The organism is Aeromonas sp. ASNIH5 (assembly GCF_002902865.1).
GTDB classification, from domain to species: domain Bacteria; phylum Pseudomonadota; class Gammaproteobacteria; order Enterobacterales; family Aeromonadaceae; genus Aeromonas; species Aeromonas caviae.
This window is the reverse complement of record NZ_CP026122.1, coordinates 1,237,562-1,253,689: the sequence shown is the minus strand read 5'-3', so window position 1 is coordinate 1,253,689 and position 16,128 is coordinate 1,237,562. Positions and strand designations below refer to the sequence as shown.

16 protein-coding genes are annotated in these 16,128 nt (G+C 46.8%); 6 read left to right on the top strand and 10 right to left on the bottom strand.

What is annotated here, in order from left to right:
• Positions 1-78 precede the first annotated feature (78 nt).
• From C2U30_RS05505 to C2U30_RS05480, 6 genes are read left to right on the top strand one after another with little or no spacing between them, the layout of a single operon-like run.
• Positions 79-945 carry a flagellin N-terminal helical domain-containing protein gene (locus C2U30_RS05505; RefSeq protein WP_103243361.1) on the top strand — a complete coding sequence of 289 codons (867 nt, stop codon included), beginning with the start codon at positions 79-81 and terminating at the stop codon, positions 943-945.
• 28 nt (positions 946-973) lie between these two features.
• Positions 974-1,444, top strand: coding sequence for a flagellar protein FlaG (locus C2U30_RS05500; protein WP_082032551.1), 471 nt, complete (start codon positions 974-976; stop codon positions 1,442-1,444).
• Between the two features lie 38 nt (positions 1,445-1,482).
• A complete protein-coding gene (fliD, locus tag C2U30_RS05495) occupies positions 1,483-2,883 on the top strand; it encodes a flagellar filament capping protein FliD (RefSeq protein ID WP_103243360.1) in 1,401 nt (466 codons plus the stop codon).
• A gap of 24 nt (positions 2,884-2,907) precedes the next feature.
• The gene (gene fliS / locus C2U30_RS05490) at positions 2,908-3,330 is read left to right on the top strand and encodes a flagellar export chaperone FliS (RefSeq protein WP_040095523.1); all 423 of its coding nucleotides are present in this window, start codon (positions 2,908-2,910) and stop codon (positions 3,328-3,330) included.
• A gap of 8 nt (positions 3,331-3,338) precedes the next feature.
• Positions 3,339-3,641: a hypothetical protein gene (locus C2U30_RS05485; protein ID WP_103243359.1), complete on the top strand. Its 303-nt coding sequence runs from the start codon at positions 3,339-3,341 to the stop codon at positions 3,639-3,641.
• A 28-nt stretch (positions 3,642-3,669) separates the two neighbouring features.
• Positions 3,670-5,772, top strand: a complete 2,103-nt coding sequence (locus C2U30_RS05480) for a motility associated factor glycosyltransferase family protein (protein WP_103243358.1) — start codon at positions 3,670-3,672, stop codon at positions 5,770-5,772.
• Positions 5,773-6,063: 291 nt separating this feature from the next.
• Here C2U30_RS05480 and C2U30_RS05475 read toward each other — a convergent pair whose 3' ends face one another.
• From C2U30_RS05475 to fliB, 10 genes are all read right to left on the bottom strand, one after another.
• Positions 6,064-6,834: an oxidoreductase gene (locus C2U30_RS05475; RefSeq protein ID WP_103243357.1), complete on the bottom strand. Its 771-nt coding sequence runs from the start codon at positions 6,832-6,834 to the stop codon at positions 6,064-6,066.
• Positions 6,834-7,523, bottom strand: a complete 690-nt coding sequence (locus C2U30_RS05470) for an acylneuraminate cytidylyltransferase family protein (RefSeq protein ID WP_103243356.1) — start codon at positions 7,521-7,523, stop codon at positions 6,834-6,836. Before C2U30_RS05470 ends, C2U30_RS05475 begins: the two co-directional genes overlap by 1 nt.
• A gap of 23 nt (positions 7,524-7,546) precedes the next feature.
• Positions 7,547-8,518 (bottom strand): Gfo/Idh/MocA family protein, encoded by a 972-nt coding sequence (locus tag C2U30_RS05465; RefSeq protein ID WP_103243355.1) that lies wholly within the window; start codon positions 8,516-8,518, stop codon positions 7,547-7,549.
• A complete protein-coding gene (locus C2U30_RS05460) occupies positions 8,518-9,579 on the bottom strand; it encodes a nucleotidyltransferase family protein (RefSeq protein WP_103243354.1) in 1,062 nt (353 codons plus the stop codon). The genes C2U30_RS05465 and C2U30_RS05460 overlap by 1 nt, the downstream gene beginning before the upstream one ends.
• A gap of 12 nt (positions 9,580-9,591) precedes the next feature.
• Entirely contained in the window at positions 9,592-10,233 is a 642-nt protein-coding gene (locus C2U30_RS05455) for an acetyltransferase (RefSeq protein WP_103243353.1), read from the bottom strand.
• On the bottom strand, positions 10,226-11,299 hold the full coding sequence (gene neuB, locus C2U30_RS05450) for an N-acetylneuraminate synthase (protein ID WP_103243352.1): 1,074 nt from the start codon (positions 11,297-11,299) through the stop codon (positions 10,226-10,228). Before neuB ends, C2U30_RS05455 begins: the two co-directional genes overlap by 8 nt.
• Complete coding sequence (gene neuC / locus C2U30_RS05445; protein ID WP_103243351.1) at positions 11,296-12,456, bottom strand: UDP-N-acetylglucosamine 2-epimerase; 1,161 nt, start codon at positions 12,454-12,456, stop codon at positions 11,296-11,298. Before neuC ends, neuB begins: the two co-directional genes overlap by 4 nt.
• 2 nt (positions 12,457-12,458) lie before the next feature.
• Positions 12,459-13,601: a LegC family aminotransferase gene (locus C2U30_RS05440; RefSeq protein WP_103243350.1), complete on the bottom strand. Its 1,143-nt coding sequence runs from the start codon at positions 13,599-13,601 to the stop codon at positions 12,459-12,461.
• A 9-nt stretch (positions 13,602-13,610) separates the two neighbouring features.
• Positions 13,611-14,801 (bottom strand): UDP-N-acetylglucosamine 4,6-dehydratase, encoded by a 1,191-nt coding sequence (locus tag C2U30_RS05435; protein WP_103243349.1) that lies wholly within the window; start codon positions 14,799-14,801, stop codon positions 13,611-13,613.
• An 81-nt stretch (positions 14,802-14,882) separates the two neighbouring features.
• The gene (fliB, locus tag C2U30_RS05430; protein ID WP_103243348.1) at positions 14,883-16,070 is read right to left on the bottom strand and encodes a flagellin lysine-N-methylase; all 1,188 of its coding nucleotides are present in this window, start codon (positions 16,068-16,070) and stop codon (positions 14,883-14,885) included.
• Positions 16,071-16,128: the final 58 nt, after the last annotated feature.

Sequence of the window (16,128 nt, the reverse complement as noted above, 5' to 3'; positions counted from 1 at the left end):
TGATGAGGCGGTTCACCTTATCACACGAGGGGAAAGCGTGCGGTATGCCGTGGAGCCCTTATCGATAGGAGAGATATCATGTCGATGTTTATTAATACCAACGTCTCTTCGCTGAACTCTCAGCGAAATTTGATGAATACCAACAAGGCGTTGGATACCGCCTACCAACGCCTCTCCTCTGGGTTGCGGATCAACAGTGCCAAAGATGATGCGGCCGGTCTGCAGATTTCCAACCGTTTGACCTCCCAGATCAACGGTTTGAACCAGGGTAACCGTAACGCTAATGACGGTATCTCCCTGGCACAAACCGCTGAAGGGGCGATGGAAGAGATCACCGGTATGTTCCAGCGGATGCGGGTGCTGGCCGAGCAGTCAGCCAACGGCTCCAACACAGATGCTGACCGTTCTGCGCTGCAACAAGAAGTCAAGCAGTTGGCAACTGAAATTGATAGGATTGCCAAAGATACGACCTTTGGCGGGACCAAGCTATTGGATGGCACCTATAAAGGGGTTTTCCAGGTAGGGGCGGATGCCAAGCAAACCATCAGCTTTACGCTCGTTCAGGGTGGGGGATTTGGTATCTCCGGTATTGCGGCTGCTGCTGGATTTGCTGGTTCTAGAGGTGGATTTAGTACTGTAGCTACGCTGTCTATTTCAACGCAAGACAAAGCTCAAAATGTGCTTGGTGCGGTGGACAAAATGATAGCCGGAGTAGACAGTAAACGGGCTGAGCTGGGTGCAATCCAGAATCGGATGGAGTCGACCATTCGCAACCAGGCAAATATCGCCGAAAACCTCTCATCTGCCCGGTCTCGGGTACGTGATGCGGACTTTGCGGTAGAGACGGCGGCGCTCACCCAGTACAACATCTTGCAGCAGGCTGCTTCCACCGTATTGGCGCAGGCAAACCAGCGTCCTAATGGCGCGCTCTCGCTGCTGCGTTAATACTGACTATGGGTATTAGGAGGCTATTATGTCGACCGATTTAAATGTAGGCGTTAGCTCCTCTCCTGTTTTAGGGCGTAGTGATAACGGCAGCCGGGAGGCTGCTGTTTTTGCATCGACCAATCCGAAACCGGAGGGCAACGTGACAACACGACCCATAGGTGGGGCAGGAACAAATGAGGCGGATTCAAAAGAGGCATCTCTGCGTGCTCTAAGTTCCTCGGTGAACGATTTAAGGCAGCAGAAGGCTGATTTGGAAAAACAGGTACAAGAATTGCAGGAGGTTGTTGCAACAAAGGGCTGGTACTTGAACATTAGTCAGGATAAAACAGCCGGTAAAACAGTGATTAAGTTGCATGACAAGGAAACTGGGGATCTGATCAGGCAAATACCAAGTGAGGAAATGTTAAGCATATCTCGGCGGTTCAAAGAGCTTGAGTTGTCCAAGAGAATTGATGGTGCTCAGCAAATAGGCCTCTTGTTTGATCAGTCAATCTGAACAGGTGGTAGCCTGATCTCATATGGGGAGATATTGAAATGGCGGGTATAAGCTCAGCAGGTGTAGGGTCCGGTTTGCCACTTAATGATTTGATCCAGGCAGAGTTAAGTGCCAAAAAAACACAATTTGAAAGGCGTATTGTGGGCCGTGAAACTCGCCTGAATAGCAACCTTTCTGGTATAGGTCAACTCAAGTCGGCTATCAGCACATTTAATGCTGCATTACAAAAACTGGCTAAACCAGCAGATTTTTCTGGTAACAAGGTGACGATTGGCCAGTCTGCAGATAATCAGCTACTGGCATTTACGGCAACCAACAAAGCTAATACTGGAAATTACAATATTGCAGTTAAGCAGCTTGCCACTGGCAGTTCTTTTATTTCGGCAGATAACGCATTCACATCTTCTTCCGATATTGCAACGTCGTCTGCTGGTACATTGACATTTAGCGCAGGGGGTAAAACCCTTAATGTTGATTTGGCAGCTAATGACACCTTACTAGACATGCGTAATAAAATTAATAGTGCATCTAATAATTTTGGTGTCTCTGCGAATATTATAAATGTCGATGGTAAGTCACGACTTGTTATTGAGTCATCCGTGAGTGGTCAAGGTAATGATTTACAGGTGACGGCCAGTAATGCTGACTTACAGCGTTTTTCAACCAGTGATCCTGCATCTGTGATGGGAAGCCAAAAAAATGCAAAAGATGCAATAGTTGAAATCGACGGCCTGGAAGTTAATAGTGCTACGAATAAATTCGATAATGTGATCCAAGATACATCGTTTACCGTGTTGCAATTGAGTGAAAAAGATGCGGCGAATAACTATAAAACAACCAAGGTAACCGTAGAACAGGATAAAGGAAAAACCAAGGAAAATATTGAGGCGTTTGTTAAATCATATAACGCTTTGATGGATACCATGGATACACTGGGTAAGCGACCAACGATAGTGGGTGGCGAGCGAGTGGGGGATTCAGGTCCTCTAGCTGGCGATCAAACTCTGAGTGGTGTTAAGAGCCTTTTATTCAAAGAGCTCTCATTATCTACCGCAGACAACGACTCACTTTTTAATGTAGGCATTAACATTGATAAAAAAGGACGTTTGTCTATTGATAATGCAAAATTGACAAAAGTGATGGATGAGAATTTTGGTAAGTTGGAAAGTGTCTTTTCTGGTGAAACCGGGTTGGCGAAGAGACTTGATTCACAATTGAACGAATATACTAAGTCCGCAGGCTCTCTTGATAAAAGAAGTGATAGTCTTCAACGGGATGTCAGGTCAATTAAACAGGAACGTGTAGATTTTGATGCTTATCTTGCTAAGTACGAAGAGGGGTTGCGCCAGAAGTATGCCCGCTTGGATGTATTGGTTGCCAGGATGAATTCATCTATGGGTAGCTTGACTACCTTGGTTAATATGAACAAGAAGTCCTGAACGGATAGTTTTTGAGAGGTTATCATGTACAACAAATCACTTGGCGTCTATAAGAAAAATTCACTTGAAGCTGAGCTGTCTGTTGCAGATCCACACAAGGTTATTCAGTTGTTAATGCAAGGTTTTTTGGAAAGAGTCGCTCAGGCTAAAGGTGCAATTGAGCGCAGTGATTATCAGTTAAAAAGCGATCGTATATCATCGGCAAATGCAATTTTAAATGGATTGAAAGATAGCCTTGATATGTCTCAAGGTGAAATATCAGAAAGATTATTCTCTCTTTATGAATATATGGGTGAACGTCTGCTGGATGCTAGCGTAAAAATGGAGGTATCACCTCTGGATGAGTCTATGAAACTTATGTTAATGATCAAAGAGTCTTGGGATAAGATACCAGATCAGGAAAAGCAAAAAGCGTATACTATGCGGCAATCACTTGGGGATTTATAGGTTCTATTGTGGCATATAAACGGTTGCTTGATGCGTTACAGCGTAATACAGCGCACATATTAACATATGTGGAAACGGAACGTTTTGACACCCTCGATGAACTATTTGATGAGAGAGAGGCAATCATCTCTTCTCTCTATTCTGCCAGTGGCTGGGAGGATCGTCATTTAGAACAGCTTGATAGCATATTAAATACAAGTTTTATAGTGCAAAATAAACTGGAAACGGCAAAGCAACTAGTACAAAAAGAAGCATTTTCTATCAGTAAAAAAAACAAAGCAATTAATCACTATAAAGCAAACGAAATTTAATTATAATCGCGTGGTGACAGGAGAGGATATGATTAAGCCTGAAGAGATACTAGCAAAAATAACACAAGATGCTGAGCGAATCATGCTTCAGGCTGAGCAAGAGAAAGCAATGGCTGAAGTTTTGCCTATTCGTTTCGAGCAAAATATGGTTGCATTCTATAAATATATACCATCTATACATAAGGCTTTTTTAAATTATAAAGTACAAAGAGAATTTAGATTTTTCTGCACTGAAAATGGAATTCCTAATCTAGCGTGGATAGATGAAAATGTAGCTATTTATGGCGATGATCCATATTCTCAATGCCAGCAACAAATAAAGCATATGATGTCATCTAGTGCTAGTGGTGGTATTCGTTTTGGAACAGAGAAAAATTTTTTCAATCAAATTCACATTGATTATTTGAATCAACTTGCTGAACTTTTGGCAAAGAAAAGAAATGAATACAGTCCCCTTCAGCAAGTCCCTGAATCAATGCCATTCATGATGATGTTTGGTGTAGGTTTAGGATATCAGCTAGGTTATTTATATGAAACCTGCAAGGTTGCCAACTTGTTTGTTTTTGAACCTGATCTAGATCTGTTTTATGCTTCGCTCTATGCCTTTGATTGGGCATCTTTACTTGATTACATTATGGCGGAGAATCTCAGGATCCATATTTTTTTAGGGCAAGATCAAGATAACTTGATGAATGATGCACTACATGCTATTCACAAAGCAGGACCATTTATTGCTGCGGCCCCTGTCGGACTGGTGCACTACCCATCAGAAATTATTGAACATCTTGTTGCTAAAATGAAAAAAGAGTTCTTTCTTTTTACTATGGGCTGGGGATTTTTCGACGACAATATGTTAGCTCTTTCGCATAGCGTTGAAAATATTTCAAAAGGCATTCCATTTTTAGTTAAAGGTAAGAGTCTGCCTGATAAATATAACACTGTGCCAGTATTTATTATAGGTAATGGGCCATCGTTAGATGCCACCATCCCATATATTAAAGAAAATAAAAATAAAGCCATATTAATATCATGTGGTAGCAGTATTTCAGCGCTGCACAAAGAAGGGATTAAACCTGATATATATGTCACCATAGAAAGAACGAAAGCGGTACCAGATTTCATCGCATTGATTAATGATGAAGATTATCTTAAAGATATATTGTATATAAGTACTGATCTCACCCACCCTGATTGCCACCAGTTTTTTAGACGTAGCCTTTTAGCATTCAAGCCTAACGAGCCAATGCTATCTCTTGCTAGTATTAATTTCGAAGAGGTTCAAGGGTTTGATTACTTTAGTCATGTTAACCCTTTGGTTGGAAATACGGGGATTTCAGTCGCGGCCCGCTTGGGATTCAAAGAAGTATACCTTTTTGGCATCGATAATGGTCATTATGACAGTGAGCATCATCATTCTAGGTTAAGCTCTTATTATGATGATAATGGCGCCCCAATTGCGGCATTACAACGTCTTGCGACAGCAGGATCTGATCAGGTCATTCCTGGCAATTTTGGTGGGGAAGTTATCTCTAGCAAAATGTTTGTCACTTCAATCAGAGTCATGGAGCGGCTTATAAGGGAATACTCTGGCACCAACTTTTTTAATACTTCCCATGGGGCAAAAATAGAAGGAGCCGAGGCTTTAGATATCAAAGAAAGTCAGTTTGGTGATCTCCCTGTTTCTTTTAATAAGATTGATATTATTGAGTTCATTGCGAATGAGGTCTTCAAGCCACTTAATATTGATCGATCCAGGGTGGCTTCGGCTCTTGATGTCGATTATTTCAACTTCTTTATCGACAAGGTCCTCTTGGAGTGGAAAGAGCCTTTGCTATCACGTGCTGACGTTGTCAATCGCATGATGAGACAATTTGAGTATTTATTGGTGATAGAGAACAGTAGACAATGTCATATCTCCAGAGTTCTAATCGGTACATTCAATTATTTATTTAGTTTCCTCATCACTTTTTGCCATGCTTTCGCGGATGAAGAGGAGACGCTGGATGCAGTAAGTGATGCGCTTGAAATATTTAATGCTTATCTATTAAAAGCCAAAGAATTATACCCTCAGGCGCTTGATAGTCCTGACAAAGTGGATTGTGAAATTATTAGTTTATACCGTAGTAATTGATTATAAAGCCCAAGTGTTACTTGGGCTTTATATTATCATGTTTACGTGACTCAATCAGTTATCACAATGCTTTTCGTATTGTATTTTGGCATATCAGAAACAGGATTACCCATAGTTAGTAGTTGCCACAAAACCTGAGCAGCGACCAAACTTGGGGGATTGAGGTATGGATAAATAAAATAGATGTAGCCATGATGACCTACCTGAAATAGAATAATGGTTCAGAATGGCTGCTCATCGTCAAGAAAAAATACTAAATACAGCTGCGAGATGACGGTGGAGTGTGTCTTATTATAAAGAAAAACCGTCATCCACGACAATATTTTGTCCGGTCACATATCTGGATTGATCTGATAATAGAAACATAACGCTACCTACAACATCTGAAACATCAAGCATTCCCTTTCCACATGTCTGTTTTTTATAGGTTTGACAAAAAATTTCAGATTGATTATCAAGTAATCCCCCTGGACTGATCAAATTAATTCTGAAACGGCTGTCATTCACATATGTGACAACATATTTACTCAAGTGCTGTATTGCTGATTTTATCGCTGCATACTCAACCGGCATGGTCATGTTGGTGTTGTTATAAATATCAAACTTAGGTGCAACAACACCATATATGGATGACATATTGACTAATGAAAACGCAGTTTCATGTGTTTTGAAGTACGCGGCACATTGTTGAGTAAATAAAAAAGCACTACCCAGATGAAGAGATATATTTTCATTAAAACTAGAAAGTGATACATCAAAAAAATGTGCGCCATAGGTTTTATTTCTCGGGTAGGTGGCATTGACTGCACCATCAAGATGTTCTTGTCGTGCAAAAAATGTCTTGAGGCTTCCCTCGCAGGTTACATCCAGCGATATCAACGTCAGATTATCGTCTGCAATGTCTACACCCTGAGTGGCAAGACGCTGGGCCATGGCATCGACATTGATATCTGCTGCAATAACCTTGCCCCCTTGGGCAAGAATGGATGGAACCAAATGAGATCCCAGCAAGCCACCTGCACCTGCGACCAAAAAACACTTATGTTTTAACAAACTGTTCATTATTTCCGCATTCCTATAATAGCCTCTGCCAGTTTAAAGTCGTAAATGTCGTCAATATCGACAGCGCGTTCTTTCGGCACTTCGATACTGGTGACTTTTCCCGAGAACAGCCCACAGTGTGCCAGCACAAAGGCTGGTGTCGTTGCATATACCACGGTTGTGATATCAAAAACCTGGGGCGCATCCTGGCGTCGAGCAACATTGCCCGCCGGTTTATTGACCAACTCGACCCGGCCATCCACCGTTTTCTTTACCATGTTGAAATAGGGACTGCGATTAGCTGGCGTGACGGAGATACAGATATCGGCATTTTGCTCACAACGTTTGGCAATGGCCGCTTCAACATCACTCACACTGCGCAGCGGGCTGGTTGCCGGCAAGCTGATGAAACCATCGAATGCTCCATAATGCGCGGTGGCCCATTCAATGGCATGTTGCCAGGAAAGCCACTCCGGACTGCTATCTGTCGCCAATTCGGATGGGCGCTCGATAACCACCGCACCGGATGAGATTGCAACGCTAGCAATGGCAGCATCATCCGTAGAAACAAACACCTGGCTAATCGAAGGTGATGCCAGAGCCGTATCTATGGAATATTGCAACAAGGGTTTTCCCGCTAATGGGCGAATGTTTTTACCTGGCAACCCTTTTGAACCACCACGAGCGAAAATAAACGCGAAATTTTTCATCTGATTCAAGTTCCGGTTACCTGTTATCGATAATGAGAGTACGCTTTGACTTCTTTAATCAGTGTAACCGTTTGTATAGCCTCCTCAATTGAGGCACCATTATTCTTTTTCCCCTGAATAAGATTGACAAAGTCGGAAATCATAGCGAGATACATCTGGTTTTTATCCCAAGCGGGATCACAGTAGATGATCTCAATACCGTTGGCCGAGCTAAATGTGACTGAGTTGTGAATCAGGTCCCACTCCAACGTACCTTCACTGCCAATCACTCGGCATTTGCGATGCGCTTTTCGTTGGAGAAAATCCAGATGAACCGTGGCAATGGCGCCCGTTGTGTCGCCAAGTATGATATCGGCCATGTCCTCAACCGACAGGCCAAGCTCTTCGGAAGAAGACAAATTTGCGTATTTGACTTGAAGCGGTCCAAGCAGCCACTGGATATAATCAAATTCATGGCTGAGCTCCAGTAACACCCCGCCACCCAATTCTGCTCGTGCGGAGACACTGTGGCGATAATCTATGTTGGGGCGCCAGTCCGGCAAATATTGCCCGGTTTCAACCTGGACATGGTAGCAGCGGCCCACTTTCTGCTCAGTCAACAGATCTTTCATGAGCATGGCCGACGGTAAATAACGCAGGCAATATCCGACAGCCACCCGAGTATTGTGCTCTTGGCTGGCAGCCTGAATGGCCTCACAATCGGCAAGCGATGCCGCCAGGGGTTTTTCAATCAGAACGGGAATGCCCGCTTTTATCAGAGGGATTGCATGAACTGCATGCAATGTCGCAGGGGATGCGATGATCGCGAGTTCGATCCGATGCTGAATCAGCTCCTCTACCGAATAAACAAACACATCGCAATCACTGACCTCACTTGCGGCCACTTGACCACTGGCTGACATTGCATAGATGGAAGCAAAAGGATAGAGATACTTAAGATTATGTCTATGGCGAATAGATATATTACCCAGGCCAATCACAGCGATACGTTCCATTATGAGCGGAATCCTAGTGTAGAAATATCTGACTGGGCCCTGTTAAAATCCTCCATTCGTCCAATATCTAACCAATACTCATGAAGGGGGAACATTGATATACGTTTTTTTTCTTGCATATGTTTCTCAAGAAGGGTCGGCATATCAATACGTTCCCCCTTGATCACTGACTGTACTATATATGAATTAACAACATAGATGCCTGCATTAACAAAAAAATGATGTACGGGTTTTTCAACCATGCTGGTAATGTTATTTCCTTCTCCCGTTATCACGCCATAAGGAATTTGATAATTATACTCACGAACACACATTGTGGCATCTGAACCATTCTGAGTATGAAAATCTAGCAAACTGTTGAAGTCCACAGTTGTTAACACATCCCCATTCATCATGATCAGTGGTAGCGGAGGCAGATTGGCAGGCAATAAACCTAATGCGCCCCCTGTTCCAAGTGGATGTTGTTCATGAATATATTTAATATTTGCACCCCAAGCAGAACCATCACCAAAATAATCAGTGATAAGTTCAGGCATGTAATGAGTAGAAATATAGATGTTTTTGAACCCTGCTTTGATAAATTGATTAAGCAGGGTCTCTAAAATCGGTTTATCACCAACTTTTAGCATAGGCTTCGGGCAGGTATCTGTAAGTGGCTTAAGTCGAGTCCCAAACCCGCCAGCCATGATCAAAACAGGATTATCATATGTTGGTTGACTGGTTGCTTTTTCCCACGTTTCAAGTCCGATCAACTTGCCAGCGTCATCAACTACAGGCAGGGAAAGAATGCTGTGCTCGCGCATAGTCTCCAGCAGCTGCGCACGGGTCAGTTTGGCCGAGACTGTGATGGGGGTGGAGTTCATCACAGCCGTGACGCTTTGCGTCAGGGAGACATTGTTCAGGATGGCGCGGCGAACATCGCCATCTGTCACGACACCCAGCAAGTGCCGTAAGTCATCCACCACCAGACAAACCCGCAGCGCTTCTGCATTGATGACTGCCAAGGCATCACGTACCGAATGTTCAGGTGACAGCACTACTTTTTCCCAATTTTTGCTCATCCTATCCATCCTTTACTGCTTGATAGACACCACGCTGCCCAGTGCAACGTATGCAATCTGCTTTTCTCCGAGAGGGCGCGTCAGTGTAGCGCCAGCCCCGATCACGGCATCAGAGCCAATTGATATGCCCTGGATCACGACAGCTCCCGTACCGATATGGACTCTCTCACCCGTTACCACTCCGCCGGATAACACGGCACCCGGGGCGACGTGGTTGTCACCACCAAGGTGGCAGTCGTGATCCACGATTGCTCCGGTATTGATGATGCTGTTGGCACCTATTTGGGTACCAGTTTGAATGATGGCTCCCGCCATGACCTGGACCCCCTCTTCCAGCACGGCGTAATCAGAGACCATGGCCTTAGTGCTGACGACGCTTGCAAAGCGGTAACCAAGAGCGCGATAACGGGCAAACAACTCTGCCCGCAACGGGTTGCCCGGCAGGGAGCCGATACCATTGACTAGCTCCACCTCATCCGGGAGATGGGTCAGTATCTCCTCATCATGCCAGAGGGGAATACCTGCCAGCGCGGCACGCGGTGCATCAGCTGTGGGGGCAACCAGCGCGAGGGGAACCACTCCCTGGCTGCGCAGCATGTCGACCAGCACCGAGGCATGTCCGCCTGCCCCGAGGACAATGACCGGTTTATTCACGGATAAGTTCACCTGACTGATAAGCCTGCGTCGCAGGTTGTCCCAGAAGTTGCCAGTAGGCATAGGGGCTCATGCCGTCACCCGGACGCTTGATGGCGAGGTTGTCGGCACAGAGGATGGCGCCCTCCTCAATGTCGCAGGCAGCGACCAGGCTCTTGCGTGCGATCTCCTTGTTCTTGATCTCGCTCGGGCGAGGCCCTTTGATGCCGTCTCCCAGTGCCAGCTCCACATCGCGGATCCCTTTCACCATGGCGGCCAGTTCATCGGGTTCAAGAGAAGCCTTGTGATCAGGCCCTTCCATGTTGCGATCCAGCGTGAAGTGCTTCTCGATAAGGCAGGCTCCACGGGCGACTGCCGCCACCGGGATGGTGATGCCCTGGCTGTGATCCGAATAACCGACCGGCAACCGGAAGGCGTGCGACAGGGTATCCATGGCTTTGAGGTTGATATCCACCATGGGCGCCGGATACTCGGTCGTGCAATGCAGCAGGGTCACCTTGTTGGCCAAAGCGGCCTGACCAGCCTCGCTGGCATAGGCAGCCATGAAGGCGGCCTCACCGGGCTGCGCATCCTGCGGCGCGGTCAATCCGAAGGCTATCACCCCCAGGGCCGCCTCCACTTCTGCCAACGTGGCCATACCGGTCGAGACGATCAACTCGCAACCGGTGCGAGCATGGGCCAGTACGAAAGGCGCATTGGTCAGTTCCCCGGACGGGATCTTGAGGGTCTGCAACTTCAACCGGTTCACCAGAAAGTCCAGGCTCTCGGTATCGAAGGCGGTAGACAAAAACTCGATGCCGAGAGAATCGCAATGGGCGATCAGACGAAGATGGGCATCGAACGAAAGCTCAAGGCGGGAGAGCATGGCAAACTGGCTCTCTTCCTTGCCTGTATTCGCGGTCTGGTAAGCAGCCTGCTTGGCTTGGCGGGTCACCAGATTAGCCGCCTTGAAGGTCTGAAACTTGACGACATCGACGCCTGCCTGGTAGGCGGCATCGATCAGTGCCACGGCGAGTGCTTCGTCGCCATTATGGTTGACGCCGGCTTCGGCGATGATGCGGATCATGGCGACGGACTCCTGTCGAGATCATAGAACTGTTTGATGGTGGGGATGGTAAAATGCTTCAGATGTGCCACGATTTGGCCGCTGGCGTCCCCTGCACCATAAGGATTGACATAAGCATCCGGGCCCATAGGCTGCAAGGCCTTGGCAATGCATTGCGTAATGGCCTCAGCCTTCGCGTCGCAATTAAGCACACTCTTCGCTGCCAGGCGCCCTTGTTGGCGTTGGCCGATATTGATGGTCGGGACCCCCAGCGAAGGCACTTCGATAATGCCGCTCGACGAGTTGCCGATCACGGCGGCACTGTGTTTCACCGAGCTCAGGTAACGTCTGTAACCTAAAGACGGGATGGCCAGCACGCGTGCACGATTGGCTGCCGCATACTGCTCAAGCAGTGGAATGATGGCTCGACCACCGTCATCTGCATTCGGGTATGTCAGGATGACCTGATGGTCGGGATAGTTATCCAACGCCGCCAGCAAGGCACAGAAACTCTCCCTGGCCGGTTCATCGGCCAGAGTCACGGGGTGATAGGTCACCACGAAGAACGGTGAGTCCAACGTAAACCCAAGAGAGGATTGCAGCTCGTCCATGGAGAGCAGTTGTGTCTTGATGATGTGGTCCAGACCGACGGCGCCTACGTTAAACACCCGCTCAGGTGCTTCACCCAGCTGGATGACGCGCTGTCGATAGGGCTCGGCAGCCGTGAAATGCAGGTAGCTCAACTTGGTAATGGCATGGCGGATGGCGTCATCATAGGCCCCTTCGGTTATCTCACCACCATGAAGGTGAGCAACAGGTATGTGTTGCAACATAGCCGCCTGGGCGGCAGCTAAGGCTTCGAAGCGATCTCCGAGGATCACTAACACATCGGGCTGCTGACGCGCAAGCGCATCGGCCAACCCCAACAAAGCGACCCCCATACTCTTGACCACACCGACTGATGTATCGGAAGAGAGCAGTATCTCGATGCGCTCATCGATCTTGAAGCCATCCTGCTCTATCTGCTGATAGGTCAGGCCGAACTCGGGGGACAGGTGCGTACCCGAGACGATCAGCTTTAGCTCGAGGTCGGGGTCCGCGGCAATGTCTTTCATCAACCAATAGAGCAGCCCGTATTCGGCGCGAGTACCGGTAAAGACGGCAATGGTGTTGGCCATGTTCAGACCTCGACAGGCGAGCTGGGCAGGTTAATAAGATGGGCTTCCAGCCACTCGGCATTGCTCAATTCTCCACGCAAGGCATGAGAGAACATGGGCAGGCGATGCATCAGTTTCCATACAGGCCGGGTCATGACTCCAGCCTTGTTTAGCTCGGTCAGCAACGTATCCCGCTGGGTTTGATCTTCACAGACAATCGCATTGAGCCAGTAGTTGGAGTGTCCATAAGAAGGCTCGGTTACAAAATGGCATGCCTGTCCCTTGAAGAACTCCGCATAGTGCATGGCAAGCGCCCGCTTTTGCGCCAGGAATTGCGGCAGGGCTTCCATCTGGGCACATCCGAGGGCCGCATTCAGATTGGGCATCCGGTAGTTAAAACCGGGTTCATCATGATCGAACTCGAAAGGATGGGGCACCTTGGCGGTGGTGGTAATGTGCTTGGTGCGCACCCCCTGTTCGGCATTCTGGCAGAGCACCATGCCACCACCCCCCGTGGTGATGATCTTGTTGCCATTGAAACTCAGGGCGGAAAACGCACTCAGCGTCCCCGTGTGTTGGCCTTCGTAGTAGGAACCCAGGCTCTCGGCAGCATCTTCTACCAGGGCGATGCCCCAAGCCTCGCATACGGCCAGCAGTTCATCGAGTTCAACCGGATGACCAAAGGTGTGCATGGGCACGACGGCTTTGAGGCGGCGTCCGCTGGCCTTGTGAATGGCACCTGTCTCGGTGCGAGACGCATGCTCTTCCAGCCAGTTGGCCAGGGCAACGGGGCAGAGCCCCAGACTCTGGCGTGATACATCGACGAACACGGGTTCTGCGCCCATGTGATAGACGGCATTGCAGGTTGCCACAAAGGTCAGGGGCTGGGTGATCACCAGATCGCCAGCCTGCACACCAGCCATGTAGAGCGCGATGTGCAGCGCCGCCGTGCCATTCATGGTGGCAACGGCACGGACTGAACCGGTAAAGGTGGCTATTTGTTGCTCGAACTGCTCAACATAGGCACCGACACTGGAAACGAAGGTGCTTTCAAGGGTATCGAGCACATATTGACGCTCATTGCCGGCGAAGGTCGGGGCGTGAAGAGGGATGAAGTCATCGGTTTTATAGGTATCACGAATAAAACGTATCAATTGAGTATGCATACCGACTCCTTACATCTTGCCGTCGAGATACTTGCCCGTTTCTTTGTGAGCAAAATCCGGGATCATGGCGAAGAACAACTCGACGATCTCTTTCTTGTCCCAGGCGCGTTTTGTTTTCATGGCTGCAATGGTCTGCTCGAAATGGTTGAGCAGATCATTCTGATATGAGGGGTCATTCTTGATGATGCCCAGGTTCTCGAACCGGGTCATATCCAGCACTTCCTTGTCGGTGAAGAACTCTTCGAAGTCTTTTTCACCCGTGGTGTCACTCTCGGTAAAGAGGCAGGGCCACATCCCCTGCTCAGGCAGGCTCGCCATCAAGGCCCTGGCTTCATCCTCGTCCTTGCACAGATACGGCTTGTAACCATGCTGCTCCAGATACTTCACGGCAATTTCGGCGAAGGTAATCAGGTGGAGGGATTCGCTGAGCTTGGGGAAAAAGATATCCCTGTTCTCACCAAAGATGCAGGACATCAGGCACAGCTCACCGGACTCCTGGGGGGTCACGAAGTAGCGTTTGATGTCGCTGGGGGCGACGATGGGCTGACGCTTTTGCAAACGCTGGTTGAAGCCATGCAGCAAGGAACCATCGGAGAAGGCCACGTTGGCAAAGCGCGCGGTTGAAATGGCAATCTGTTCGCTGCGGCGCATCAGGAACATCTCCATGATGCGCTTGGACGCCCCCATCATGTTAACTGGATTGGCTGCTTTGTCAGTCGAGACACAGAAGTATTTTTTGACACCAGCAGAGATAGCTTGAACAATTGTTTTGTCGGTATTAAAAACGTTCACATCAATCATCCGCATTAATGTGAACGGGTCTTTTTCACTACGCACGTGCTTTAAAGCAGAAAGATTTAGAACATAATCATAAGCACCGTCAGATTCAATGAATGCATCATATTCAATAGAACCAATATCTAGTGCGAATGTTTTAAAGTCACCATTAATATAGCCATAGCTGCTTCTAATATCTCGCACTAGTTCTACTAAATTATTTTCACTGATATCGACAACATGCAACGTTACCGGATTTCTTTTAAAAATTTCTTTGGTAACTGCTTGGCCAATCGAACCCGCACCACCAAGCACTAAGAATCGTGACTTGGCAACAACATCATTTAACGTATGCTGACATTCAGCAACATCTTGCTCAAAAAGTGATGCTGAGCGACCTAGTAGTGCCAGAGAAGATATCATTTGATCTCCCGAATCAAATAGTTAATTTTGTCTATCGTTATCTGCGCTAGCATCATTTTGCTCTTTACGGTTCGCCATCATTTAAGGGGGCGTCGTATTAAGCAATGCATAAAGAGATACATCGTTATTGCTGCCATACTGATTCAGACCTATAGCCATAGCTTTTTCAAATTCTTTGTTATGCATTCTGACGCAGTGATAACTATAAAATAAATTTGTGACATCCTGTACTGTAAGAGGGCCTGACATGGCTATCAAACAGAGATAACTACGCAGCAGGAAATAATCTGCAATCATCAATTGATAACACTGTTGGGGAGTAAGATCAGGATCAAGTGGAAAGTTATGATGGTAGACATAGTAAACCAGATAATTTTGCATTATATGTGGATGAGCGTTCAAAAAAGGCTCAACTTCTTTATGCCAAACATCATGTATTTTCGTGAGATGGGTGATGTCACCATCATCAGAAAATAATTCCTTTATTTTATGCAAGCAGTAATTTATGACTACTCTACCTCGGCGACCTTTTTTCTGGTTGCTCAGTAATTGTAACTGTGTGAGGTGATGTAAGGCCCACCATTGTAGTTTATCTAAGTAAGGAATTTGCAAGAAGGCATTGTGCAATTCACCACTGTCTATCAAATTCCCAATTTGTGCTAGAAATTGCTGATTGGGTAGGCTATCTTCGCTTCGATGTAACATTAAACCAATGATCCACAATTTCTCTTCAATACTTATTCCTTGTGTCAAAAGAATATCGATTGAAAAAAGATGGTAGTTTTCTACTTGCTCAGATATCAATTGTGTCTTGTAGAATCCCTTGAATGGTTGAACCTCCATGGCCATGGCATCAGGATTGAGTAACACTTGACGGCACACCTCGGGACAGGAGAGTGTCAGGCTCAATTTCAGATTGTCGCCAAAGCGGGTTTCAACCCGTGGATAGCTACGACAGGTATTGCTTAACGCATCGACTCCTGCTTCCTTATGAATTTGGCACCAGCCATCAGATAGAAACGGGCAATATCCTTCCTCATTTAAGATAATTTGCCCCCAGTTATGATCATCTTTCTTCACTTTCTGAATATGCTTCATCGTTTCTGTACGAAGCCATAAGTCTGGATGACTTGAATAGGTGCGATAGGTTTTTTTATCAATACTTATGTTCCACCCTCTGCAACAAGTGTCTTCACACTTATCGCCAATACACTGGAAATTTTTGAAAAAAACCGGAACAAACTGATGAGCAGGGGGCGATTTGGTCATTTTATAAGTCCATTTTTGAGCTAAGGTTACACGCTGTAACCTAGCAAGTTTAGTACCA